Annotated in this window: 23 protein-coding genes and 1 tRNA gene; 14 read left to right on the top strand and 10 right to left on the bottom strand. The window is 61.2% G+C overall.

Annotation, left to right across the window (positions count from 1 at the left end; genetic code table 11):
* The first annotated feature begins 73 nt into the window (after positions 1-73).
* On the top strand, positions 74-1,297 hold the full coding sequence (locus P6U24_RS24765; RefSeq protein ID WP_407155096.1) for a CaiB/BaiF CoA transferase family protein: 1,224 nt from the start codon (positions 74-76) through the stop codon (positions 1,295-1,297).
* A 95-nt stretch (positions 1,298-1,392) separates the two neighbouring features.
* Entirely contained in the window at positions 1,393-1,788 is a 396-nt protein-coding gene (locus tag P6U24_RS24760) for a RidA family protein (RefSeq protein WP_407155095.1), read from the top strand.
* Between the two features lie 26 nt (positions 1,789-1,814).
* On the opposite strand, the gene P6U24_RS24755 is transcribed toward P6U24_RS24760, so the two are convergent.
* Positions 1,815-2,474, bottom strand: coding sequence for a TetR/AcrR family transcriptional regulator (locus P6U24_RS24755; RefSeq protein ID WP_407155094.1), 660 nt, complete (start codon positions 2,472-2,474; stop codon positions 1,815-1,817).
* A gap of 220 nt (positions 2,475-2,694) precedes the next feature.
* Between P6U24_RS24755 and P6U24_RS24750 the strand changes: the two genes are divergently transcribed.
* Together P6U24_RS24750 and P6U24_RS24745 are read left to right on the top strand one after the other, a co-directional pair.
* A complete protein-coding gene (locus P6U24_RS24750; RefSeq protein WP_407155093.1) occupies positions 2,695-3,927 on the top strand; it encodes an acyl-CoA dehydrogenase family protein in 1,233 nt (410 codons plus the stop codon).
* Between the two features lie 254 nt (positions 3,928-4,181).
* Positions 4,182-5,240: a phosphotransferase family protein gene (locus P6U24_RS24745; RefSeq protein WP_407155092.1), complete on the top strand. Its 1,059-nt coding sequence runs from the start codon at positions 4,182-4,184 to the stop codon at positions 5,238-5,240.
* A 201-nt stretch (positions 5,241-5,441) separates the two neighbouring features.
* On the opposite strand, the gene argE is transcribed toward P6U24_RS24745, so the two are convergent.
* Positions 5,442-6,644 (bottom strand): acetylornithine deacetylase, encoded by a 1,203-nt coding sequence (gene argE, locus P6U24_RS24740; protein ID WP_407155091.1) that lies wholly within the window; start codon positions 6,642-6,644, stop codon positions 5,442-5,444.
* A gap of 158 nt (positions 6,645-6,802) precedes the next feature.
* On the opposite strand from argE, the gene P6U24_RS24735 reads away from it, so the two are divergent.
* Both P6U24_RS24735 and P6U24_RS24730 read left to right on the top strand, forming a co-directional pair.
* Positions 6,803-7,246: an NIPSNAP family protein gene (locus P6U24_RS24735; protein WP_407155090.1), complete on the top strand. Its 444-nt coding sequence runs from the start codon at positions 6,803-6,805 to the stop codon at positions 7,244-7,246.
* 580 nt (positions 7,247-7,826) lie between these two features.
* Positions 7,827-8,909, top strand: coding sequence for an IS4 family transposase (locus tag P6U24_RS24730; RefSeq protein ID WP_407155089.1), 1,083 nt, complete (start codon positions 7,827-7,829; stop codon positions 8,907-8,909).
* 497 nt (positions 8,910-9,406) lie between these two features.
* On the opposite strand, the gene P6U24_RS24725 is transcribed toward P6U24_RS24730, so the two are convergent.
* On the bottom strand, positions 9,407-10,192 hold the full coding sequence (locus tag P6U24_RS24725) for an SDR family NAD(P)-dependent oxidoreductase (protein ID WP_407155088.1): 786 nt from the start codon (positions 10,190-10,192) through the stop codon (positions 9,407-9,409).
* Positions 10,193-10,329: 137 nt separating this feature from the next.
* On the opposite strand from P6U24_RS24725, the gene P6U24_RS24720 reads away from it, so the two are divergent.
* Both P6U24_RS24720 and P6U24_RS24715 read left to right on the top strand, forming a co-directional pair.
* Positions 10,330-11,037, top strand: a complete 708-nt coding sequence (locus P6U24_RS24720; protein WP_407160569.1) for a histidine phosphatase family protein — start codon at positions 10,330-10,332, stop codon at positions 11,035-11,037.
* A gap of 32 nt (positions 11,038-11,069) precedes the next feature.
* Positions 11,070-11,837, top strand: a complete 768-nt coding sequence (locus P6U24_RS24715) for an SDR family NAD(P)-dependent oxidoreductase (protein ID WP_407155087.1) — start codon at positions 11,070-11,072, stop codon at positions 11,835-11,837.
* A 193-nt stretch (positions 11,838-12,030) separates the two neighbouring features.
* On the opposite strand, the gene P6U24_RS24710 is transcribed toward P6U24_RS24715, so the two are convergent.
* Positions 12,031-13,269 carry a serine hydrolase domain-containing protein gene (locus tag P6U24_RS24710; RefSeq protein ID WP_407155086.1) on the bottom strand — a complete coding sequence of 413 codons (1,239 nt, stop codon included), beginning with the start codon at positions 13,267-13,269 and terminating at the stop codon, positions 12,031-12,033.
* A gap of 150 nt (positions 13,270-13,419) precedes the next feature.
* On the opposite strand from P6U24_RS24710, the gene P6U24_RS24705 reads away from it, so the two are divergent.
* Together P6U24_RS24705 and P6U24_RS24700 are read left to right on the top strand one after the other, a co-directional pair.
* Positions 13,420-13,495 (top strand) — tRNA-Trp (locus P6U24_RS24705).
* A 75-nt stretch (positions 13,496-13,570) separates the two neighbouring features.
* Positions 13,571-15,286, top strand: a complete 1,716-nt coding sequence (locus P6U24_RS24700; RefSeq protein ID WP_407155085.1) for a recombinase XerD — start codon at positions 13,571-13,573, stop codon at positions 15,284-15,286.
* Here P6U24_RS24700 and P6U24_RS24695 read toward each other — a convergent pair.
* Positions 15,234-16,679 carry a tyrosine-type recombinase/integrase gene (locus P6U24_RS24695; RefSeq protein ID WP_407155084.1) on the bottom strand — a complete coding sequence of 482 codons (1,446 nt, stop codon included), beginning with the start codon at positions 16,677-16,679 and terminating at the stop codon, positions 15,234-15,236. The genes P6U24_RS24700 and P6U24_RS24695 overlap by 53 nt on opposite strands.
* Before the next feature lie 156 nt (positions 16,680-16,835).
* Entirely contained in the window at positions 16,836-20,198 is a 3,363-nt protein-coding gene (locus tag P6U24_RS24690; RefSeq protein WP_407155083.1) for a phage tail tape measure protein, read from the bottom strand.
* Positions 20,199-20,577: 379 nt separating this feature from the next.
* Between P6U24_RS24690 and P6U24_RS24685 the strand changes: the two genes are divergently transcribed.
* The 4 genes from P6U24_RS24685 to P6U24_RS24670 all read left to right on the top strand — a co-directional run bounded on the left by P6U24_RS24685 (position 20,578) and on the right by P6U24_RS24670 (position 22,324).
* Positions 20,578-20,793, top strand: coding sequence for a hypothetical protein (locus P6U24_RS24685; RefSeq protein ID WP_407155082.1), 216 nt, complete (start codon positions 20,578-20,580; stop codon positions 20,791-20,793).
* A 260-nt stretch (positions 20,794-21,053) separates the two neighbouring features.
* Complete coding sequence (locus P6U24_RS24680) at positions 21,054-21,617, top strand: recombinase family protein (RefSeq protein WP_407155081.1); 564 nt, start codon at positions 21,054-21,056, stop codon at positions 21,615-21,617.
* Between the two features lie 216 nt (positions 21,618-21,833).
* Positions 21,834-21,995, top strand: coding sequence for a hypothetical protein (locus P6U24_RS24675; RefSeq protein ID WP_407155080.1), 162 nt, complete (start codon positions 21,834-21,836; stop codon positions 21,993-21,995).
* Positions 21,986-22,324 (top strand): hypothetical protein, encoded by a 339-nt coding sequence (locus P6U24_RS24670; RefSeq protein ID WP_407155079.1) that lies wholly within the window; start codon positions 21,986-21,988, stop codon positions 22,322-22,324. Before P6U24_RS24675 ends, P6U24_RS24670 begins: the two co-directional genes overlap by 10 nt.
* 28 nt (positions 22,325-22,352) lie before the next feature.
* Here P6U24_RS24670 and P6U24_RS24665 read toward each other — a convergent pair whose 3' ends face one another.
* From P6U24_RS24665 to P6U24_RS24650, 4 genes are all read right to left on the bottom strand, one after another.
* A complete protein-coding gene (locus tag P6U24_RS24665) occupies positions 22,353-22,619 on the bottom strand; it encodes a hypothetical protein (protein ID WP_407155078.1) in 267 nt (88 codons plus the stop codon).
* On the bottom strand, positions 22,616-23,023 hold the full coding sequence (locus tag P6U24_RS24660) for a hypothetical protein (RefSeq protein WP_407155077.1): 408 nt from the start codon (positions 23,021-23,023) through the stop codon (positions 22,616-22,618). Before P6U24_RS24660 ends, P6U24_RS24665 begins: the two co-directional genes overlap by 4 nt.
* On the bottom strand, positions 23,020-23,211 hold the full coding sequence (locus tag P6U24_RS24655; protein ID WP_407155076.1) for a hypothetical protein: 192 nt from the start codon (positions 23,209-23,211) through the stop codon (positions 23,020-23,022). Before P6U24_RS24655 ends, P6U24_RS24660 begins: the two co-directional genes overlap by 4 nt.
* A 459-nt stretch (positions 23,212-23,670) precedes the next feature.
* Entirely contained in the window at positions 23,671-25,101 is a 1,431-nt protein-coding gene (locus P6U24_RS24650) for a hypothetical protein (RefSeq protein WP_407155075.1), read from the bottom strand.
* Between the last annotated feature and the right edge of the window lie 75 nt (positions 25,102-25,176).

Genomic DNA, 25,176 nt, shown 5'->3' with positions numbered 1-25,176 from the left:
AATGGTGTATCGGCAAAGCTTCGCGGCCGCTTCGTCTGCCCGCGACAAGGAATAAGGCTTTGGAGGAAAATTCATGTCGGCTCTGCCGCTCACTGGCATCAAGATTCTCGATCTGACGCGCGTGCTCGCCGGGCCCCTGTCGGCGCAGATGCTGGGTGATCTCGGTGCCGAGGTGATCAAGGTCGAGCGGCCCGGAACCGGCGACGATGCTCGCGCCTTCGGCCCGCCTTACCTGGTCGATCCGCAAGGCAGGGCCAACAACAACAATTCCTTCTATCTGTGCGCCAACCGCAACAAGAAGTCGGTCACCGTCAACATCGCCTGCAAGGAAGGGCAGGAGATCATCCGCGAACTCGCCAAGGACTGCGACGTCTTCATGGAGAACTACAAGGTCGGCGACCTCAAGCGCTACGGTCTTGATTACGAATCGATCCGCGCCGTCAATCCCAGCGTGATCTACTGCTCGGTGACCGGTTTCGGCCAGACCGGGCCCTATGCGCCGCGCGCCGGCTATGACGCGATCTTCCAGGCCATGGGCGGGCTGATGAGCGTGACCGGCCACATGGACGGTGAACCGGGCGAGGGGCCGATGAAGGTCGGCCCGTCGATCGTCGACTACATGACCGGCATGAACACCTCGATCGGCATTCTCGCGGCGCTGTATCACCGCAAGAATACGGGCGTCGGCCAGCAGATCGACGTCTGCCTGCTCGACACCGTGATCGCCTCACTGTCGCACTGGGCGCAGATCTATCTCGTCAATGGCACGACGCCGCCGCGCCGCGGCACCTGGGGTAATGGCGGCATGCCGGCCGGCATGTTCCGCTGCTCAGATGGTGAGCTGATGCTGGTGGTCGGCAATGACGGGCAGTTCGCGCGCACCTGCGAGGTGTTAGGCGCGCCGGAGCTCGCAACCAATCCAAAATTCCTCAAGAACAATGACCGCGTCGTCAACGGCAAGGAGATCATGGCGATCTTTGCCGGCCTGTTCCTGAAGAACACCGTCGCGCACTGGCTGGAGCAGCTGGAGAAGGCGGGCGTTCCCTGTGGCCCGGTCAACGACTTCGCCCATGTCTTCGCCGACCCGCATGTGCGTTCGCGCGGCATGGAGGTGAAGGTCGATCATCCCTTCGAGCCGCATCTGTCGCTGATCCGCAACGCGCTGACCTTCTCGGAAACGCCGGTGAAGGAGTATCGCGCGCCGCCGCTGCTCGGCGAGCATACCAAGGAGGTGCTGTGTAGGCTCGGCTATGACGAAAGCAAGATCGCGGGCTTGAAGGAGCGCGGCGCGATCTGAGCGTTTCAGTCGCCGCGAGCATTATTCGACCGATTTCGAAGCATACTTGCGTAAGGTCGCTCTAGGCTGCCGTCTCCGTGCACAAGGAGGCCACAATGAAGCGTGAAGTGATCCAGGTCGAGCCGATCTCGTCCTTTCTCCAGCGCTGGAGCAGCTTGCCGGTCGCACCGGTGACGCGCGCCGGCAACATGGTGTTCGTGTCGGGGCTGCCGCCGTTCGATCCAAAGACCGGCGAGCTCGGCCATGTCGCGATTGACGTGCAGACCGAGCGCGTGCTGGCGCAGATGAAGCTGTGCCTCGAGGCGGCCGGCGCCTCGCTCGACAACGTGATGAAGTGCAATCTCTATTGCACCTCGTCGAAGCATTTTGCCGCGGTCAATGCGGTCTACACCCGCTATTTCCCCGAGAACCCGCCGGCGCGGATCTTCGTCTGCATCCCCGAATGGACCGGGCCGTTCGACATCGAGATCGACTGCATCGCCATGGTCTGACCACGCGCCCGCCGTCTTGCTCCCCGTCACTGCAGCTGGCGGGCGCGGGCGGGCTGCGGCTTTGCGGCCGCCACAAGTCCCATAGCCGCCACCGACACCACGCGCTCGATCACGCCTGAAACGTCGTCGAGGTCGCATTGGCCGTCCGACAGCTTGGTGAGCCGCTCGCTGTCGCGGATCGTGTGATGCGCCATCGCGAGCGCGAAATGCAGGCCCCAGTACAGTTCGACGTCGCTGCGACCGGGCAAAGCGCGCTTCAGCGCAGCGGCGAATTTGCGCAAATGATCGATCTCGCGGGTCTTGATGCGGCGGATCGGCGGCACCGATTCGATCGAGGCGCGGATCATGAAGCGCGCCGCGGTGGAGCGCTCAGTCTCCGGGCCCAGGCAGTCGCGCATCACGGGCGCGACCAGCGCGCGCAGGATGTCGTAGATGTCGGCCGCGCCGCCGCCTTTCTCCTCGGCCGCGCGCAATTCGCGCAGCCGCTCGCGGTTGAGCGCGATCGAGCGGGTCACGAACAATTCCGCGATCAGCTCGTCCTTGGAGCCGAAATGATAATTCACTGCGGCGAGGTTGACGTTCGCCGCTGCGACGATGTCGCGCAGGGTGACATCGGAGAAGCCGCGCTCGGCATAGAGCCGCTCGGCGGCGGCGAGGATGGCGCTTCGGGTCAGATCGCTCGGCATCGTTGCCTCCGCCGTGCCGGAATGTACGACGCGGGTTGCATTTCAAACAGCTGTATGAAACTATCGTTTGATAAGCTGGAATGTCAATGCGCAGATTTCGCGCGGCGGCATTTCGGGACTCTCGCGCATGCCAGCGCCGGCACAAGAAGTGTCTTGCGGGAGCTGGCGGGCAGGCGGAGAGTGCGGCCCAACAATCAAGCAAAGCCTCAAGGAGCGTCCCATGGACTTCACGTTATCGGCCAAGCAGCAGGAGTGGCAGGAGCGGGTGCGGAGCTTCATGCAGAAGCATGTCCGCCCGGCGGTCCCGGTCTACAAGCAGCAGGATGCCGAGGGCGGTCGCTGGAAGGTGATCCCGATCCTCGAGGAGTTGAAGGCGAAGGCCAGGGCCGAAGGGCTCTGGAACATGTTCCTGCCGCCATCCGAGCATGAGGATGACGAGTTCCGCGGCGCCGGGCTGACCAATCTCGAATATGCGCTGCTGTCGGAGGAGATGGGCCGCATCTCCTGGGCGTCCGAAGTGTTCAACTGCTCGGCGCCGGATACCGGCAACATGGAAGTGCTGATCCGTTACGGCAACAAGGAGCAGAAGCGCAAATGGCTGCGGCCGCTGATGGATGGCGAGATCCGCTCCGCCTTCCTGATGACCGAGCCGGCGGTGGCCTCGTCGGACGCCACCAACATCGAGACCCGCATCGAGCGCGACGGCGATCACTATGTCATCAACGGCCGCAAATGGTGGTCGTCGGGCGTCGGCGATCCCCGCTGCAAGATCGCGATCCTGATGGGCAAGACCGATCCCTCGGCGGCGCGCCACCAGCAGCAGTCGCAGATCCTGGTGCCGCTCGACACGCCCGGCATCAAGGTCGAGAAGATGCTGCCGGTGTTCGGCTTCGATGATGCGCCGCACGGCCACGCCCAGGTGCTGCTCGAGAATGTCCGCGTGCCGGTGTCCAATCTCCTGCTCGGCGAGGGCCGCGGCTTCGAGATCGCGCAGGGCCGTCTCGGCCCCGGCCGCATCCATCACTGCATGCGCACCATCGGCAAGGCCGAGGAGGCGCTGGAGAAGATGGTGAGACGGCTGATGTCGCGCACCGCCTTCGGCAAGAAGATCATCGAGCATTCGGTGTGGGAGCAGCGCATCGGCGAGGCGCGCACCAATATCGAGATGACGCGCCTCTTGTGCCTCAAGGCCGCCGACATGATGGACAAGGTCGGCAACAAGACTGCGCAGCTCGAGATCGCCATGATCAAGGTGGCGGCGCCGAACATGGCGCTGAAGATCATCGACGAGGCGATCCAGGCGTTCGGCGGTGCCGGCGTGTCCGATGAAGCGGGCCTCGCCAAGGACTATGCCGGCATCCGCACCTTGCGGCTCGCCGACGGTCCGGACGAGGTGCACAACCGCGCCATTGCCAGGCTCGAAATCAAGAAGTATGCAAACACGAACCACTAATCGGGTTGGTGCGGCATCGGAAGTGGGCTCCCTCTCCCTTGGGGAGAGGGGTGGGGTGAGGGGTGACGGACTATCGTTGGCGCTCACCCCCTCACCCGATTTGCTGACCTTACGACGCTTCGCGTCGCCGGCAGCAAATCGACCTCTCCCCGCCGGGAAGAGGTGAGCCGCCTCCGTGGATAAACAGGTTCAAGCCAGAGGCAATCTGGCTGTAAGGCGGAGCCACGTCTCCGCTAAACAAAGGAGCGCCCGTCGTGGCTGATGCCGTGCGGAAGGATGAGGATTTTTCCGGCACCAAGCCGGTCGAGGAGCGCCACCGCGTCGACGAGGCGCAGCTCGCCGCCTGGATGGCCGAGCATGTCGAGGGTTTTGCTGGCCCTTTGACCGTGCTGCAGTTCAAGGGCGGGCAGTCCAATCCGACCTATCGGTTGGATACGCCTGATCGATCCTACGTGATGCGCCGCAAGCCGTTCGGCAAATTGCTGCCGTCGGCGCATGCGGTCGATCGCGAGTATCGCGTCATTGCTGCGCTCGGCAAGCAGGGTTTTCCGGTCGCGCACGCCTATGCGCTGTGCACGGATGACAGCGTGATCGGCGCGGCCTTCTACATCATGTCGATGGAGGAGGGCCGGGTGTTCTGGGATCCGACCCTGCCGCATGTCGATGCATCGCAGCGCCGCCCGATCTTCCAGAGCAAGATCGAGACCTTGGCGAAGCTGCATAGCTTTGACCCGGCCGCGATCGGGCTTGCCGATTTCGGCAAGCCCGGCAATTATTTCGCGCGCCAGGTCGATCGCTGGACCAAGCAGTACCGGGCATCAGAGACGGAGCACATTCCGGAGATGGAGAAGCTGATCGAGTGGCTGCCGCGCACCTTGCCCGTGCAGGAGCGCGTCTCGATCGTGCATGGCGACTACCGCCTAGATAACATGATCTTCCATGCCACCGAGCCGCGGGTGATCGCGGTGCTCGACTGGGAGCTGTCGACGCTGGGCGATCCCATGGCCGACTTCACCTATCTCTTGATGCAGTGGATCATGCCGGGCCTCGCAGGCATCGACCACCACGCGCTCAACATCCCGACCATGGATGAGGCGGCGCAGATCTATTGCGGCGTGACCGGCACGAAGCTGCCGGACCTCAACTGGTACTTCGCCTACAATCTGTTCCGCCTCGCCGGCATCCTGCAAGGCATCATCGGCCGCATCCGCGACGGCACCGCCGCCAACGCCAAGGCGATCGAATCGGTCAAGCGCATGGTGCCGATGACCAAGACGGCGTGGGAGTACGCGCAGAAGGCCGGGGCGGTTTAAGCGTCATTGCGATGTGTCCGCCATAGCTCAAAGGGCGAGGGCGGAAGCAATCCAGAGCGGCACGACGATTCTGGTTTGCTTCGTCCGCTTCGCTGTCCGCTTCGCTCCTCGCAATGACGGCGGCGGGAGTAGCCCGCGTGAGCGTAGCGACACGCGGGACCGGCGGTCGAGGCGACCCGGATATCGCTTCGCTCATCCGGGCTACACTCCATGCCGTAGCGTGTCCAGCCCATCCGCCTTCTCGCATTGCGCGATCAGCCGCCCGATCATCTCGGCGCAGCGCTCCAGCTCGGCGATCTCGACGAATTCGTCCGGCTTGTGCGCCTGGGCGATGGCGCCGGGGCCGATCACGACGGAGGGGATGTCCGCCATCGCCACGAACAGTCCGGCCTCGGTGCCGTAGGACACCTTGATGTGGCTGTTGCGGCCGGCGAGCGTTTTCGCGAACGTCACCAGCGGATGACTGTCCGCCATCTCGAGCGCCGGATAGTCGACGATCTCCTCGAAGTCGATGCCGCAATCCGGATGGCCGCGCCGCATCGCAGGCTCGAGCTCGCCGCGGACCCAGGCGACGATGCCGTCCGTCACCTCCTTCGACTCGTGCACGCCGAGGCCGCGGCACTCGAATTGCAGCTCGCAGGTGTCGGGCACGATGTTGAGCGCGGTGCCGCCCTGCACGATGCTCGAAAGCAGCGTGGTGAACGGCACGTCGTAGAGCGTGTCGCGCGCGCCGCCCGCAGCGATCGCGCGCGCACGCCGGCGGATCTCGACGATCAGGTCGGCGGCATATTCGACCGCGTTGACGCCCTGCGGCGCCAATGAGGAATGGCAGGCCAGGCCGCGCAGGGTGGCGCGCAGCGCGTGCTTGCCCTTGTGGCCGATCGCGACCTGCATCAGGGTCGGCTCGCCGACGAAACAGGCCAGCGGCTTGACGGCCAGCTTGTTCACTTCCGCGAGCAGCGGCCGCACGCCGACGCAGCCGACCTCTTCGTCATAGGAGATCGCCAGATGGATCGGCGCAGCAAGCTTCGCGCGCACCATCTCCGGCACCATGGCGAGACATGTCGCGACGAAGCCCTTCATGTCGGCGGTGCCGCGGCCGTAAAGCCTGCCGCCGCGTTCGATCAGCGTGAACGGATCATGGCTCCAGCTCTGGCCCGTGACCGGCACCACGTCCGTATGCCCTGAGAGCACGATTCCCGGCTTGTCGGCTGGGCCGATCGTGACCCACAGCGCGGCCTTCTGGCCGGTCGGATCGGTGATGCGCTGTGCGCGCACGCCATGTGCGGCAAGGTAGGCCTCGACATGATCCACCAGCGCGAGATTCGATTTGTCGCTGACGGTGTCGAAGCCGACGAGGTCGGCGAGAATGATCTTGATACGGTCGGTACGGTCGCTTGGCATGGTGGCTCGGGGAGGATGCTTTCGCCTTTCGCCGCCAAGGGAAGGCAGCGTGTCTGCGGCAGACGCGGCGAGGGTCTGTCGCGACGGATTATCGCCGATCGGGGCAACGAATGAAAGATCGTCAGGTGTGGCGCTATCGCCTGCGGAGAGCAGCGATCATGGCGCGCAACGCGAGGGCGATTTCCGTCACGTTCCGTGTTACCTTCGGTGGACGTGCGACCAGTGTCGAGAAACCAGCCATGATTCAGCAACTGCGCATCTATGAAATCTTCGAGCACAATAAGGCGGCGTTCCATGCGCGCTTTCGCGACCACGCCGCGCGCATCATGCGCAGCCGATACGGCTTCAAGATCGTGGCGATGTGGGAAACCAAATTCGGCGAGCGCACTGAATTCGTCTACCTGCTGGAATGGCCGGACGAGGCCACTAAGACGGCCGCGTGGGCCGCCTTCATGGCCGACGCCGAATGGTCCGATATCAAGCGCGTCACCCATGCCGAGCATGGGCTGATGGTCGGCCAGATCGAAGATCGGTTGCTGATGCCGGTCGACTATTCGCCTGCTCATGCAACGAGCCTGATGCCGACTGAAGCACCTGATTGATTTGCCCGTCGGGCACTTTCATCGCTTGTCGATGCGCGCAAAGGTCGCAGACGCAGATAATCAAGCCGCTGCGAAGAACTGATTTTCGAAGCGCGATCAGGCTGATAATCAAGTCGTGACTGCGGGCGCGAAAATTTCGCTTTCGTTTTTACAGAAATCATGGTTGTTTGTCTGCATCCCGCCTCGGCAAGAGGGGCGTATCGCGATCGTCACGACACGCGAGGCGGGCATGCGGTGGGCGTATCGGATTGCAGCGTGATTCATTCATGCGGACGAACAACACGATGCGCACGGTCAAGTCGTGTGGTCCCGGCATCCCGGTGCTGATGCCAATTCGGCGACGATGCGCCGATGATGGGGGCAAGAACGCCGGTCCCCAGGGAGAGCGCGAAGCAGCCGTTAAAACCATCCGCGCAGGGAAGGCCGGATATTTGGCTGAACCTGTGGTTCTGCCGCGTGCTTTTTGCTGCACGCGGACCATGGGTATCAGCTGATACCCGGTCTTCCCCATAGGCGTTAAGTTTAGTCTTGCGTGTTGGAATCGTTCGTGATTCGAACATGGGATGACACGAGATCGCTTTTGAACGAAGACTGGGCGAGCGTCGTTACGCAGCTAGGTGGGGCTGCGCAGCTCGAGAGCAGCGCGCGCCAGACGAAAGCTTTCGTGCGGCAACGGCGGATCCCTGATGCGGTGGCGTTGCTTCGGCTGATGCTGGCTTATTGTCTGGGTGAAAGAGGGTTAAGATCGACGGCCGCGTGGGCTGCTTCTGTTGGCCTTGCCAATCTGAGTAGCGTGGCGCTGTTCTACCGCCTGCGTCAATGTGGCGATTGGTTTACCGTGCTTGTGGAGCGCTTGCTCGCGGCGGCGGCGCCAAAGGCGAGCCGAGGCCGTCTGATCCGTATCATCGATGCCACGACAGTGCCTCAGGCAGGGCCGGCTGCGCGCAAGAACAGCGAGCTTTGGCGCATTCATAGTGCATTTGATCTGCCATATGAGCGGTTTGGCCATTTCGAACTGACAGATCAGCAAGAGGGCGAGACGTTTGACCGCATACCAGTGGTCAAGGGTGAGATCCGTATTGCTGACCGCGCCTATCTACAACCTGATCGCATCTCGGCAGTGCTCGAAGCTGGTGCAGATGTTTTGATCCGAGCGGGCTGGAAGAACGCACGTTGGCTTGATGCCAAAGGCTATCCGCTCGATCTGATAGCCGAATTACGGGCGGGGAACGCCCGCGGACTGATCGATCGGCCGATTTGGATCAAACGCAAGGCCGGCGCGCCTCTGGCTATGCGTCTGATCGCAGTCAAGAAGTCTGCCGATGCGGCTGCCGCGTCGCGTCGTAAAGCCCGGCGAGACGCCCAAGACGAAAACCGCACCATCTCTAAAGAAACTTTGGAAGCGGCGGATTGGGTCATCCTGGTCACCTCGCTAGCGCCGGACGAGTTCACCGTCGAAGATGTGCTTGCGCTTTACAGACTGCGATGGCGGATCGAACTCGGCTTCAAGCGATTGAAGAGTTTGATCGGCCTCAAGACACCGCCTGGAACCGATCCGCGCTCCGCCAAGCCCTACCTGCTGGCTCATCTCTTGATCATTTTGCTGCTCGAACCGCTTGTCCGCGAGTTCGAGGACTCTCCCCACTGGACGCAGGCCGCCTGACGACACCTGGCGCCTGGCGTGTCTTGCAGCAACTCATTGCGTCCTTGCTACAAGCAATCATTCCACAACCAACCATCCGCCGCCTCCATCACAGCAAACGGGTACTGGACCGGCACCTCTACGAGCCACCTCGAAAACGACGATATCAATCGATGCCCGCATTATCTTAACGCCTATGCGGTCTTCCCTGCGCCCTCTATCTCGAGAGGGACGATGATGCTGCATTACCCGGACGCGAGCAGCGCCGCGGGAAGGAAAGTGCACGTGTGTTTGTGGCATGGACTGCGCCAGACATTCAGCCGTCATCGCCCGCGCAGCAGGCGGGCGATCCAGTACGCCGTGAGTTCTCGATGAATTACGACTGCCCGTGGATACTGGGTCGCCCGGTCCCGTCTTCGCCTTCGGCTTCGACGCGGCCCACGAGCTCAAGGGCGCGCCGGAGCTTCAGCGAAGGCGGCAAGCCGGGCGACGACAGCGGAAAGCGTCGCAGCTCCCTACTAAACCGGCTTGCCCGTATACGGCATCGAAGCAGTGAGGCCGCCATCCACCGGGAAGGCCTGACCATTCACATACGACGCCTCGTCGCTGGCGAGGAACAGGCCCATTGCGGCGATCTCGTGCGGCTGGCCGGCGCGCTTGAGCGGGTTGAGCTGGCCGATCTTGTCTTCGGTGCCGCGCTCCTTGGCACGGTCGAACACAGGCTTGGTCATGCCGGTCTCGATCAGGCCGGGACACACTGCATTGATGCGCACGCCGGTGCCGGACAGCGAATAGGCCGTGGTCTGCACCAGGCTGATGACGCCGGCCTTGCTCGCCGCATAGGGATGGCCCGAGGCCCCGGACTTCAGGCCTGCGACCGATGCTGTGCAAACGATCGCGCCCGAGCCTTGGCTCACCATGTGCGGGATCGCGTATTTCACGGCGAGGAACGGGCCGATCAGGTTGATGCGCAAGATCTCCTGCCAGTGCTCGACGGTCTGCTCGGCGAGCGGCACCAGCCCGCCGGAGATGCCGGCGTTGGCCCAGATCGCGTCGAGCCGGCCATGCGTTGCGATTGCTCGATCGATGAACGAGATGACGTCACGCTCCGAACCGGCGTCCGCGATCATGGCCTCGGCGACGCCGCCCTGTTGTTTGACCTGCTCGACCGTCTCCCTGACGCCGTCGCTGGGATCGACCGCAATCAGCTTGGCGCCCTCACGTGTGAACAGGAGCGACGCGGCGCGGCCGATGCCGCTGCCGGCGCCGGTGATGATGACGGATTTGCCTGCAAGGCGGCCCATGGGAATCCTCCTGTTATGATGTTGCGTGCGGCGGAATTTCAAACGCCGTTTCAAACGCGTTCGGCTTTGCGATGTGACTTGAGACGACCTTCTATCTCACGTACAGCGACATGACGCTGCAGGAAAGGGTGATCGTGATGTCAGGCAATCAGGGCAGGCCGGCTGCTGTCGTCACGCGCTGGTGGTGGGTACGCCATGCCCCGGTGCGCAACGACGGCGGCAACATTTACGGCCAGTCGGACATCGCCTGCGACACCAGTGATACCGAGGTGTTCGAGGCGGTGGCGAAGATCCTGCCGCGCAACGCCGTCTGGTATGCGAGCAATCTGAAGCGCACGCATCAGACCGCGGAGGCGATCTGGGCCACCGGCTTTCCACGGCCGGCAACGATGACCAGGGAAGCCGCCTTCGCCGAGCAGAACCTCGGGCAGTGGCAGGGCATGAACCGTCAAGCGTTCCTGGCCAGCCAGCCGGTCGGCAGCAACTGGTTCGCCTCGATCGATCAGCCTGCGCCTGGCGGCGAGAGCTTCATCGATCTCTACACCCGCGTGACCTCCGCGATCGCGCGCATTACTGCCGACGAGGCGGGCAGGGACGTGATCGCGGTCGGCCATGGCGGCACCATCAAGGCCGCAGTCGGCCTCGCGCTCGGCGGCCTGGCCGAGAAGTGCCTCGCCTTCGACATCGACAATTGTTCGGTGACGCGGCTTGACCATATCGCAGCCGGCGACGTGAGCACGTGGCGGCTGCCGATGGTGAACCAGCAGCCCTGGATGGCGGATGCCAAGCATAGAGCCATGCATCAGCCGGCCGGCCCCGAGGTGACGACGAGCAAGCTTGCTTGATTGTCATCGAGAACAAAAAAGGAGGAAACCAAATGACCTTGTTCGACATGACCGGAAAAGTCGCCGTCATCACCGGCTCGACCCGTGGCATCGGGCTCGCCATTGCCGAACGCATGGCCGAGCACGGCGCCAAGGTGGTGATCTCGTCGCGGAAAGCCGACGTCTGCGATCAGGTGGCAAAGGCCATCAACAACAAGCACGGGGCAGGAACGGCGGCGTCGATCCCGGCCAACATCTCCAGCAAGGAGAACCTGCAGCATCTCGTCGACGAGGCGAACCGTGCCTTCGGCAAGATCGACGTGCTGGTCTGCAACGCCGCGTCGAACCCCTATTATGGTCCGCTCGGCGGCATCTCCGACGACCAGTTCCGGAAAATTCTCGACAACAACATCGTCGCCAACAACTGGCTGATCAGCATGGTGGTGCCGCAGATGATCGCGCGCAAGGACGGCTCCATCATCATCGTGTCCTCGATCGGCGGTCTGAAGGGCTCGACCGTGCTCGGCGCCTATGCGATCTCGAAGGCCGCCGACATGCAGCTCGCGCGCAATCTCGCCTGCGAGTACGGGCCGTACAATATCCGCGTCAACTGCATTGCGCCCGGCCTGATCAAGACCGACTTTGCCAAGGCGCTGTGGGACAATCCGGATACGCTGAAAGCCTCGACCGCGCGCTCGCCCCTGCTTCGGATCGGCGTGCCCGACGAGATCGCGGGCGCCGCGGTGTTCTTAGGCTCCGCAGCCGGCAACTTCATGACCGGTCAGACCATGGTGATCGACGGGGGCGCGACGATTAGTTGAGGCGTGAGGTGACAACAGCGGCGCCTCATACTCGCTTGTCGTCCCCGCGAACGCGGGGACCCATAACCACCGGCCCGGATGTGACAGGCAACTGGCAGCTACATTCCTCGAGAGATCACGCGATATGGGTCCCGGCGTTTGCCGGGACGACAGCGTCAAATGTTGCGAGGATTTGCCGAAACGAGGACAGCAGTTACTCCACCGCCGCATACACGACATCGCGCACCAGCGTGCGCAGATAGTCGCGCTGGCCGGGGCCCTGGGCCATGAAGACGCAGAACAAATCCTCCTTCGGGTCGATCCAGAAGAAGGTGCCGGCGATGCCACTCCAGAAGAACTGGCCGGCCGAGCCGGGGAAAGGCGCGAGTCCGGCCTGCGTGCGCACCGCAAAGCCGAGGCCGAAGCCATGACCGGGAGCAAGCAGCGTGCCCTGGATCGTCACGCCGGGCGCGAGATGGTCGCAGGTCATCAGCTCCAGCGTCTTGCGGCCGATGATCCTGGCGCCGTCCAGCGTGCCGCCACCCAGCAGCATCTGGCAGAAGCGGGCGTAATCCATCGTGGTCGAGACCAGCCCGCCGCCGCCGGATTCCATCGCCGGCCTGTCGAGCATGTTGAACAGCGTCACGGGCTCGCCCGTCCAGGGATCGGTCGCGAACGGCTCGGCCAGCCGGCCGGCATTCTCTTCGCCCGTGAAGAAGCCCGTCTCGGCCATCGCGAGCGGCGCCAGGATGCGCTCGGTGAGGAACGTGCCCAGCGTCTGGCCGGACACCACTTCGATGATGCGGCCGAGAATGTCGGTCGAGCGGCTGTAGTTCCACTCGGCTCCGGGCTGGCAGATCAAGGGCAGGCTCGCCACGATCGCGGCGTGCTCTTCATTGGTGATCTTGCGGCTGCGCAGCCGCGACTGCTGATACAGCTTGTGCACTGGGCCATTGCCGGTGTGGTCATAGGTGATCCCGGAGGTGTGGCGGAGCAGGTCCTGGATCGTCATTGGCCGTTCGACCGGCACGAGGTCGAGTTCGCCGCTGCCGGTCTCGACGCCGACCTTCTGGCTCGCGAATTCCGGGATGAACTTGGCGACGGGCTCGCCCAGCAGCAGCTTCCCATCCTCCACCAGCATCATGATCGCGACCGAGACGATCGGCTTGGTCATCGAGAAGATGCGGAAGATCGAGTCCCTGGCCATCGCGGCCTCGGTGGTCGGGCTCTGCCGGCCGATCGCGTCGAACCAGCCGATCCGGCCCTTGCGGGCGACCAGCAGGGTGGCGCCGGGGATGGTGCCCTTGTCGACCTCGCGCTTGAACGCATCCGAGGCCCTCTGCAGCCGGAGCGCCGACAGGCCGAGCGAATCGGGCTTGGCCTCGGGAAGGGGCGGGGTCTGCGGCGATGTGGCGGGACGGGCGGCTGTCTGCGCGGATGTTGGAGGGGTCATGGGCGCTCCCGGAGCCATTGTTGTTGAATTGCATCAAGTCTGGCGGAGAAGAGCCCGCTTGAACAGCGGATTTGTCCGTCCCGGCCCTTGCATTTCGGGGGGCGACTATGCTTGAAACGGCGCGGATCGGACGCTGGCGGCCGATCCCACAGGAGTGTAGCTCAATTGGTAGAGCACCGGTCTCCAAAACCGGGGGTTGGGAGTTCGAGCCTCTCCACTCCTGCCAGCTAAGTACTTGAAATCCTTAAATTCTGGGCTATTTGATCGATAAACCGGTGTACAAAACCGGTGCACATCAATCATGAGCCTGAGAAAAACCTACGTGACCAAGCGCAAGGATTCTGCCCAAGCCCAATTCCGGATGCGGGTGCCAACACGTGTTCTGGATCGAGTCCGAGGGCGCCGCGTCATCCTCCCCCTTGGCGAACTCACGGTCACCACCACCATTGGCAACGTCGTCAGCTTCTCGCTCCGAACGACCGACCAAAAGCTGATGCAGCGTCGCGAGCGCGCTGCCCGGGAGGCGCTCCAAAACATCTTCGATGCGGCCGAGCAGGGACCGCAACGTTTGGACCACCGTCAGCTCGTTGCCCTGTCTGGCGATGTCTATCGGCTCTACATCGAGATTTACGAACGGGACCCTGGAACCTCTTTCTCGTGGGCAGCGCACAAGGCGTTTCACAGGGCTGCGATGGAAGGCCGCTTGCATGCGCCGCCCGTAGCCCCTGGCCGGATGGACGGCAGCGAGGTCGATCAGGCAACCGAGACGTTCGGCGATGACCTGACGGCCGGAGTGGATGCACTGCCTCCCGGCGAGTCACATGAGGCACTCGAAAAACGATTTGGCCTCCTGGCTGACTGGGTGCTCGCACAGCGCGGTATCGAACTGGATCAGGAGACCCGCCGGAAATTCATGGTCCAGGTCGCGTCTGCGTCGATCGATGCCGGCTGGCGTCTGAAGCGTGCCGCAGAGGGCGATTACACGCCAGACCCGAAGGCCAAGCGCTTTCCTCCCTTCGAGACCAAGGCTTCCTCCGTGAGCCTGCAATTACTCCTGGACGGGTGGTGGAAAGAGGCCGCTGCGGTGGGTCGCAAGCAATCGACCTATGACGCCTATAGCGGCGTCGTCGACACGCTGACGGCGTTTCTGAAGCATGATGATGCCAGCCGGATCACCGAATCCGACATTCTCAAGTTCAAGACCCATCGACTCACCGAAGTGAGCCCTAAGACCGTGAGGGACAAAGACTTGGCCGGGCTGAAGAGTGTCTTTCGCTGGGGAGTATCGAATCGCAAGCTGACGTCGAACCCGGCAGAGAACGTGACGGTGCTCCGCGGCAAGCGGCGCCGCTTGCGGTCGCCAGGCTTCACCGATCATGAGGCAGCCGACATCCTGGCTCGCTCGTTCGACTATCGGCAGGAAGGAAGCGAAGGTGCAAACACCGTCGCAGCCAAACGATGGTTGCCATGGCTTTGCGCTTACACTGGTGCTCGTATCGGCGAACTGGTGCAGCTTCGAAAGCAGGACGTGTTGCAAGAGGGTGGAATTTGGTGCCTGCGAATCACACCGGAGGCAGGGACGGTGAAGACGGACCAGGCCCGCGTCGTTCCGATCCATCAGCACCTGATCGACCAAGGCTTCCTTGATTTTGTGAGAGCGCGGCGCGATGGCCCGTTGTTTGCGGATGAGACCCGCGATGACGGGAAGCCTATTGGGGCAGAAAGCCTAGTCAATCGGCTACGGGATTGGATTCGTGCGATCGTTCCAGATCCGAACGTGCAGCCGAATCACGCTTGGCGCCACCGACTGAAAACGCAATTCCGCGATCTTCGCATTGAACAGCGCGTTGCGGATGTCATTCAAGGTTGGTCGGAAGAGGACTCCAACAATGCCGGCAGCGGCTATGGCGAAGTCAGTTTGAGAGCAAAAGCCGATGCCATCTCGGCCATTCCGCGTTACCAAGTCAACCATTCGGTTGGTCAGGAGCAACCCGCTTTCTCAAGCTTAGCATCTTAGGTCTGCGGGTAATGCGTTCTGCCGCATCAGCCTGGTAGTCAGGATGATGATGGCCGTAGACGCGTTCCAGCACCTCAACGGTCATGCCCAGGTAACCGGCAGCATCCCAGATGTCGGTACCGTTTTGCATCAACCAGGTTGCCGCGGTGTGGCGCAGAGTATGCGGCACCACAGCGCCGATTGAGGTGTCGATCTTCGCGAGCGTGACGACAGTTCGGAAAGCTTTTTTAACCGAAGTCACCGGGCGACCATTAAATTCGACGAAATATTCTTGGGCAATGCCCTTACGTGCCCAGCGTCTTAGATGAGCTAGAAGGCGAGGTGGAATTGGAGCAGTGGTTTGGCGCTTCTTAGTTGCTCGCTTGCCGATAGGCTTCCGATAGAAAATGCCTCGTTCCAGGTCAACGTACGAGTGACCCTCGGCGTGTCTTTTCGATGCTGAGGCAATGGTCCCAGCTCGACTGCCGGTATAGCAGCCGATGAGAAGGAAACGGGCGACGTGACGGAGAGGACGGCGGCCTGTGATTACCTTCTGTCCTTTTTTCGGACCTACATGAATGGTCTGGATTTCACGATAGCGGTAGGCGGCCCAGATCATCCGGGCTACTTCAGCGCGGGTGAGCCAGCGGACGCGGGGCTCACCACGATCGGGTAGCCAAACATTTACGTTGCCATAGTGAAGGTTCTCTTTCGAGTGGTGGTTGATGGCAGCGCGCATGACTTCAAGATCGCGGCGAGCGCCACCACGGCCGCTGCCTTTGTTGATCCTGTGTTTTACGTACGCTTTACCGGCGGGAGTGTTGACATTTTTTAGGGTGATGTTGCCCCAATAGGCGTTCAGTCTACTAATGCATTGGATTAGAGCGCGATCCTCGATGGAAAGATCGTTACGGCTGGATTCCGAATCGATATGGTCGCAAAGATATATCGATAGGACCTGCGCGATTGGTATCTGATCGATGTCTCCAGCGTGTCGTTCGGGGTTGTGACGTAATAATTGAATCACCGACGTCCGGCTCGTACTCTTGGTGAGACAGGTTTTGATGTTCGCTTGCAATAATTCCTGCGGAGATGTACCAGTCTCCATGCTAGAACAAACGCCGCCGACGGCGACCGCCGGCATCTCGTTGTGCTTGAGAACCGGAGCGGTTGCGGTAGCGTGAACGCGGCACAGTCGTCTCATATTCTCGATGTCGCCTAGCGTCGTGTAGTATTTTCCGGCGATCATTTCATAGGCAAGGCGTCCGCGAGTAATCTCGCAACGTAAGCCGGATAGCTTCATCGAGCCGTCTGGAAACGCAAGTCTCGCAGCAACGTCCAGCTTGAGCGGAGTTGTCAGGCTAACGTTGCCGAGATCGGGTACGAGTTGGTCACTATGGGCTTTTTTACGCATTTTGACGTCCGCGACAGCGAGCGTACTGCCGAAGACCATGTTCGTCGGCACATCCCGCGATTGGGATCATTGTCGCGGATCGTCATTTGCATAGCCATTTGCATTATTGGCGATCGCGAAACTTCTGGCCTCAGTTGGGCCCCGAGGATAGAGCCGTCAGGTGTATTCTGACTCGGTATCGTGAGCGCGCCAGTTCATCGACTCGTCAATGCGGCGCTGAACCAGTAGCGCGAGCGCTTCCGGATCGTGCGAACCACCGTTGATGTGGATCGCGACATTTCCGGGGGTGCCACGACCGATACCGAGACTGGCATCCGGAATTGACAGTGCCGGAACATTCCTGATCAAGTCTGCAGGTGCAGGCACGTTCTGGATTGGGGACGACCCGCGACGAAGCTGATACTTTCCAGGTCGCTCCCAACTGTAGCCGACCGCATCACCGTGGTTGCCAGATATCATCTGGATGGCGCCATCCTCGCGGACCTTGCCGGTTGCCATGCCGACGTGGTGCGGCGCGACCATGACGTCACCGCGCTTCACCGCGCCTTCGACGGCAGAGCCCCATCGATAGAAGCTTGCCGCCGCCGCGCTGCCGGTGCCCTTGATGCCATTCTCACTGAGAGCGGCATTGACGAAACGAGCGCACCATGCGTTGACGTTCCCGCGCGGATTAGCCTTGATGAAGTCGCCAATCTCCCGGGTATTGGTCCACTCGTTCTTGCCGACGAACCGCTCTGCCGTCTTCACGGGGTCGCCCAGATCAGACGGAGTTGCCTGAGAGTCGGCCATCTGCCCCAAGAACTTCCCGACACCAGCGGACCAATATCTGTTCAAGCCGCTTGGATCGTTAGCGGCTCCAACCGGAGCATAGATTTTGCCCATGCCGCCAAGATCGCCACCGGCACGCTGCCAGTTCTTTGCGACGGTGGACGCTGTTTTACTGATTCCGGCATCGAGGCTACCGAACTGCATCTTGCGAGCCATGCCGGTTGCAGGGTCCATGATCCCGCCCGGGTTATTTCCGCTCAGGTTTCGACCTTGCCCCGTCTCATGGGCCATGATGGCCGCGAGCAGCGCGGGGCTGATTCCATTGGCCTTCGCGGCTGCCACTACCTGGTCGTACTTGCCTGCCATCGCAGTGCCAGCGAACATCCGGTCGAATGCCGACCTGTTTAGGCCGCCCGCCATGCTGCCACCCGTTCCGGAAAACGAAGGCATCCGATCGCGGCGGATGATGCCACCGGATCCAACACCAAAGTTCGGAAGGATGCTGCCGGGCGTGCTCTTAAACAGAGCGGTCGGGCTGGCGCTACCAAGTGCCGGTTGGATTGGAACGAGCGATACACCAGAACCACCGGCGACGAATGAAGAATGCTCGACGATGGCGCCATATTTTGCAAGCTGATCCTTCAGCTCATCGACGGCGGAGGACGTTCTGCGGCGGCCGGAGAAGTCCGTAGGTGCGCCATCCTTGCCTTGATCCTGCGCTTTCTTGAGGCGCTTCTCTCGTTCCTTTTTGAACTCCTCTTGCAGCGCCTTGAAATCTTCGGGGCTGTTATCCGGCCTGCCATCGCCGTAGAGCAGCATGCCGAGCCACCCGGTCAATGGGGCCGCTACACGTCCGGCCACCTTTGGAGCTGCTTTCTTGATGAATTCCTTACCAGAAACCAAGCTGGCGACCCATTCGACCCACTTGCCGATGCGCCATAGGAACGCGGTAACGGCTCCGAGCACCGTAACGAGCGGCGCGAGGAAGCGAAGCACCAACGTGAAGCCGAGTAGTTCAGTCGCGAACTTCGCCATGGCCTTCGTGTCACCTACGTTGACGCCGGAAAAGTTTGCGATGCCGGTGAAAACGTCTTTTAGGGTGGACCAGACGGCCTTGATCCCTTCGGCAATGCCTTGGCCTATCTCGCCGTACTTCTTAGCATCGCCTGCCGACGCGCTGCCGAACGCATTGTCGAGCAGCTGTTTCCATGAGCTGTATCCGAATCCGGTCCGAATGCCGGCGACGAAACTACGGACGTTCTCGGTCAAACGGCTGTAGTCGAATGCATTGCTGAAGTCGCGGAACCAGTCGCTGATTTCTTCGAACGCATCAGTGAAGCCGCTCCCGATGTGCTCGAATGCGAGAGCAAAGCCCTGGACGATGCTGTTCCACCGACCTTGGAGCGAACTGGTTTTGAGCTTCGATGCTTCCGCGATCTTGTCCGTCTTCTGCTCAACGGCTTTACGGGTTGAGATGATCTGGTCTACGGCGTTCCCGATCTGCAAGATTTCATCGTCCCAAGACTCGCCCCCAAGCAGCCGAGCAACATGGGTTCTCTTCTGGTCGGAAAGCGACTTCATGCGCTTGAACATGTCGATCAGAAGATTCATGGGGTCGTCGGCCGCGCGTCTTGACATTGCAGACTTGCTGCCAAGCCCAAGCAGTCTCGCTGCCTGATCTAGATCCTTCGCCTTCTGACCTCTCGCGCTGCTGCCGCCCACCAGCGTTGAAATCAGGTTGCTGATCGCGTTACCGGCTTTGCCCGGCTGTACGCCGCTGGAAACGGCCACAGACAGGAGAGTTGCAAGGTCACGTTCGTTGAGCTTGCTCATCGAAAGTGCAGCGTTGCCCTTCTTGAAGCCCTGAATTACCTCATCAGGATCAGCTGCCGTCTCTGCAGCTGCTACGCCGATCGCGTTCATCATGGCAAGCACGCGCTTCGGATCGACGTTCCTGACGTCTCCGCCGAAGATGGTGGCCACCTTGCCGCTGAGCTTGATCAGTTGGTTGACGTCCAACTCAAGCGCAGACGTCGCCTCTAGCGCGCCCTGCGTGATCTGGCGAGCAGTGCCCCTGCCGAACCCCGCTTTCAGCGACTCGGTGAAGCTGTCGATGATCTTGCTGGCGGACTCGCCGAACTTGATTGAAGACTTATCGATCCAGTCCCTTCGCTCGCTCTTGATCTCATCGCGGCTAAGGTCTCCGAAGATGGACGCCTTCACCTCGCTCAGATCGGATTGCATACGGCGCTTGAGGGCCGCTCCGATGCCGCCTGCCGTGGCCACGCCACCGATCGCGAGTCGGCGGACGGTCGGTCCGGGAATGCGGCCAATACCACCATATCCAAATCGGCCACCACCACGTGCGGCTGATCGTTCGGCTCTGCGCTCTGCAGCAGCGCGACGCTCGACCTGACGCAGATAGCCGGCTTCCATCCGCTCAAGTGACTGAAACATGCGGCGCGTATCGCTGACACGCTGATCCGCCGCCTTGCGCCAGTCGTCAGAAATGGAGCGGGCGGCAGACTTTCCGGTGTTCGCGAGACCTCGCATTTGTTGCGCCGCTGCCTGCGCCGCTCGGTTAAAGCCGTCCATCGACGACAGGCCGGCGCGGCCGAGGCCGGACAGCTGATTGTTGATCCTTTTGGCAATGCTTTCGAACTGCTTAAGGTCCGCGATCACCCGCTTAAGGACCGACGACATTTCGTTGACGGCCGTCAGTCGGGCGTGAATATCGAGGTTTTCTGACACGTCTTATCTTTCGTTGTTTGTTGGCGTCACGCGGACGTATGAACCTACCGAGATGGGAGGGGTACCTTGAGAGACCGGTGGTGGTCGTAATCGGTCTTTTACGGAATCGATCAGAAAAGGCGCTTCCAACCCCAGCCGGCATGTCGTCACAAAAATTTCGACTCGCCCCGGGCAATTTCAGTGCTGGGAAACCGTTTTCAGCAGACTTGCAACGGTGTGGCTGGTCGATGCAGTCAAGATGTCATTGCGGCGCGATGTAGCCCGCGCTATAATTATTGCTGTTGGGCTTCTGCGCCCCCGGCCTCGATCGACAGCCCCAAGATCGACCTGCCCGGATCATCGCAACGGCGGGTAATCCTCATAAGGGAGCCGTTGCGCTATGACTGCACTCAAAATCCGTGAAAATCGACTCCGCCGCCGCCTCGCCAAGGCTGACCACCGTCTAGCCAAGATGCCAGCGCGATCTTGGCTGCGGCAAGCGCATGCGCCGGGCTACATGGTGTTGGACCACACCAACACGGTGCGGATCGGATGCAGCCAGTGGGAATACGACGCCACGCTGAGCGAGGCAGAGGCGTTCGCCGGCACGCTCTGAAGCCCATCGGACAGGTGGCCGGTCATGCAAGCGGGGCCGGCCACCAACACTCGGCGGTGCACCGCATGCGCCCGCAGCCAGCCCGTGCCGTGAGAGGGCAGGGCGTTCAGGTTGGCAAATCCCGGCTGGGCCCGTCTCTTTAGGGTATACGGTAGCGAGACACGCGCTGAGACGAAAATTGTGTCTCAATAGGGTTGACTCATGAGATATGAGACGCCATTGTCTCAGGGTCTAGAGTCAAACGAGACAGGGGCCTTGCCATGACCGTTATCGGATACGCTCGCGTCAGCACCACCGATCAAGACTTGTCGATTCAGGAAGCCGCTCTACGGGCTGCCGGCTGCGACATCATCAGGACTGAGAAGCGGTCCGGTACCACCACGGCGGGCCGCGAGGAGCTTCGGACCGTCCTGGACTTCATGCGCAAGGGGGACGTGCTGGTCGTCACCCGCGTTGATCGGCTCGCGCGGTCGATTGGCGACCTGCAAGACATCGTCCGCGAGATCAAGGCGAAGGGCGCAGCCCTGAAGGCGACCGAGCAGCCGATCGACACCAGTACGGCAGCCGGCAAGGCCTTCCTCGATATGCTTGGGGTGTTCGCGGAATTCGAAACGAACCTCCGGAAGGAACGGCAATTGGAAGGTATCGCCAAGGCGAAGGCGAACAACGTCTACAAGGGCCGTAAGCCCTCAATCGACGTCGCGAGGGTCCGAGAGCTGAAGGCGGCCGGGGTGGGTCCTGCAGCGATTGCGAAACAGCTCAAGATCGGTCGTGCGTCGGTCTATCGTGCGTTGGGGGAAGCAGGGCAAGAGGCGCAACGGTGAGAGCCGACGCGACCGGGCGAGCGATCCAGCGTGTCTCAATCACCGTCGCGCCTCCAACGGACAACGGCCCTTTGGGGAGCAGCCGCCGCCTAAACTCGTTTCTAGAACGGCTATCGGCCGCGGTGCTGCGTCCTATTGCACGCATTGATAAGCACATTGGCAAGATTCATACTTGGCGTGTTGAGTCTGATCTGTTGGAACACGGAAAGCCCCATTATGCGTCGTCAATTGATCCTGTTTTCTTCGGTAGTCGCCAGTCTCGTTCTCACCGGCCAACAAGTTGCAGCCGGTGAGTTTGTATTTGAACCAACGCCGGCCAGCGCTGAGCGCATCGATCCAGACAAGCTCTCCGAAGTGGAAGTTCCATCTTGGACCTAGCCCGCAGCCTTGCCTATGCCGCCAAGGTCGGGACTAAGGTAAGAACAGCCGGTGGAATGGCCTGCTTCAAGGCAGATGAGCACGACTACCGGTGTGCGAAGCTTCATGCCAACTCCGGACGGCCTGGTCTGATTGTGGCTCTTAACGTGGACGAGCCGGCAAAACAGGTCCTAGACCAGTACTGCTTCACCATCGCCCGCGCTTGTCGCGACAACCGGTGCGCCTTCAACGCTACTTTCGTCGTCGCCAGACGCGGCATGAATCAGATGGAAGACACCTTCGTGTACCTGACGGAGCAGATGAAGCTCACGCACTGGTCTAAGTACTAGACGGCCGATCGCAAATTTGGGGGCGTCACTACTGTGACGCCTTCCCCTGCGTCTCGATCTCTGCCAGCTTCGTCAGTGCTGCATCCAGCGCGGCTTGCTCAGCGGCTGTGTCCCTGACACGGTTCAGCGCCTCGCGAGCGGCTTCAACCTCCTGTCGGGCGGCCTCAAGGGCGCGACGTCGCTCAAAGTCCTGGATGGCTCTGGCACGCTCTGCCCGAACATCGGACGGGACGCTTTCGATCAGGTCGGCAGCAGCATGAACCGATCGTGAGCGGCGGAATGTGTAATTCGTCATTTTTCATTTCCTTGGCGGCGGGTTGCCGCAACTGCATCCATGTGAGCCCGGGTACGAGTGCCGGCGGCGTAGCGCTCGCGCACCGCGTTGAAGTCACCCGGCAAGGCCTGCCTGCGAGACGCAGCCACGGCGGCCCGCATCTGTTCGGTCATAGTCACATTGCCGGATGGTCGATCGCCGTGTCGGCCTGTATCGAGGGGCCGGAAAGCGGATGGCATCGCTGCTCGCAATGCGCGGGCATAGTCTGCCGCTGCGAGCGCCCCTTTGCCGGGCAGCATGATTAGGCCCTGAGGCGTCAAAACGGCTCCGGCAAGATCGGCGGCGGCTTGACGGATCGCGTCTGCGGTAACGCCATAGCCCTGTTGCTTGGCAGCCTCAACCACCAGCGACTCCAGATCTGTCATCGCGCGGCCTCCCGCTTCAAACGATCGATCAAGGCGCGGCGCATCCACGAACTGCGGTTCGGGCTTGATGGGTCGTCTTGTGCTGCGGCGCGGTCGATCTGTTCCAGCAGTAGCTTCGGGATCACGAGGCTGACGTTCTCCATCGGGCTGGCGACGAGGTCGGCGGCATCGAACTTGATGTTCGCCATAGGGCGGTACTCCATGAAAAAAGCCCGCGCGGCTGATCCGGCGGGCTTGGTGGCTGTTGCTCAGACGAATATGGCCACCAACGAGGGTGGCCATTATTCATCGTAAACGTGTAGCAGTGTATGTGTATAAATACACAATATACCGCAAAAGTCAATTCCAAGAGTCAGGAAACGCAAACCCGACCGAAAATAACAACTCTGCTTTTTAAAGCACGCAACCTGGGTTGAGCGCAGTCCTCTATCGAGACTCAACCAGGGTTGAGATGCCTCACAAGCGCTTTAGGAAGCCGCTGGCGCGTTCTGATTGCTGTCCGCAGCGGGTGGCCTTCAGGTCTGGAAAACTCATCAGCGACCACAGCAGTAACGATGCAGAGGCATAGGGCCGGGATGTTGACGGTCCATGGCAGCCGATCGACCCGCCGGCAAGAAGCTCGCCGGCAGGTCTGTGAAAGGTCCCAATCAGAAGGGCGGATCGTCGTCCCAATCGATACCGGCGACCTTGCGGTCTGGCCGGCGGCTGTTGTCGTTCGATCCAGGCTGATCCTCCTCCCATCGACGTTGCTTCAGGAAGTCCGAGAGCTTGAGGTTCTTCCTGTAATCCTGATCTTTGCGTTGGGCGGCATAGCGGCGAACGCCGGACACGACATCACGAAAGACAACTACGTCCCGCAGCCTCTCCAACTCCGCAGCTGCTAGATCAATCTCCTCACGCTTGTTCCGAGCTGAATAGAGCGGATAGCCTATCGCCATCACCGTGCTCAACGTGCGAGACGGTTCGGGCCATTTATTCCATCCATCGTCCGCTACTTGATCGTCCGGCTGATCGTCGCTGGCCTTGTGGTCGGCGTGTTGATCCTCAGCGGACGGTACTTCGCAGGCAACCTTATTTTCCTCGTGTTGATCGTCACCGTTGGCCTCAGGCTGTCGATGGTTGTCGTTCGTCCCGATATGGTCGGGTTCTTGCTCGGGTTCTTTTGCGGGTAGAAACCGCTCCGGGATGACATAGCCGTATTCATCGGCATCATCTGCATCTGCTTTGACCAGCTTACTCAACAGGCTTGAGACGGCTATCTGGCACGGTTCAAAGCTGTTGCTGGGGCGCTCGCAAGAGCGTTGGAAGTGGGACTCGCATGCCTCGGCTGCTTCCTTGATCTCTTCGAACGTCCAGCCGATACGGAGCAATTTCCGAAGCTGATAGGTGGCGCCCCGGCGGGATCGATCTGTATTTGACTTGAAGTCCCCATACGGAGTGTGAGGGGTCAAGATGGCTTCCAGTTCAGCGATGCGACGGTTGACCTCGTCCGTGGCCGGCGCTCCGCCCGAAGGGCGACTTGTCCGAGCAGGACCTGACCGTTTCGCGTCGTCGCCAGACGAGGCGGGAAACGACGGGTTCGAACCACTGGGATCAAAAACACGAGAATAAATCCCTGAGTTTTGAGTGCCCCCCGGAGAGCAGACCTCTGCCCTCTGCTCGGCAGGGGTCTGTCCCCTACGGAGCAGACGTCTGGTCTCTACGCACCAGACCCCTCCACACGCTGCCGCCAAATCCCAGCATGGACTGTAGCTGTTTGCAACAATTTCAGCGTCGTTATAGACATGCTCGACCTCAAACCAGCCCAGCTCTCTTATCAACTCGACTGCGTCGCGAACTGCCGAGACAGAGCATCCCATCTCAGCCGCGATCGTCTTGTACTTCAGAACGATCCGACCAGTTTGATTGTGGCGATGTTTGAGTATGACCACAGCAATTCGCACGGCCATAGACTGCTTGGCGGAAATTTCGTGGTCCATCGCGAGTTCAGACAAGAAATCGAGGCGGTCAGTAGGAAGGATCGCTGACTGAGAGTTGTTGTTGTCGTTGGCATGCTTGTTTTTTCGAGGTTTTTGCATTACTGTGTTTTCGTTCGATCGTGGTGGGTTGAACAATGAGATTTAAAGCCCACGGCGTAGCAGCGCCGTGGGCTT

The sequence above is a fragment of the Bradyrhizobium sp. STM 3557 genome (assembly GCF_045571465.1).
GTDB lineage: Bacteria > Pseudomonadota > Alphaproteobacteria > Rhizobiales > Xanthobacteraceae > Bradyrhizobium.
This window is presented reverse-complemented; position numbering and strand designations above follow the sequence as displayed.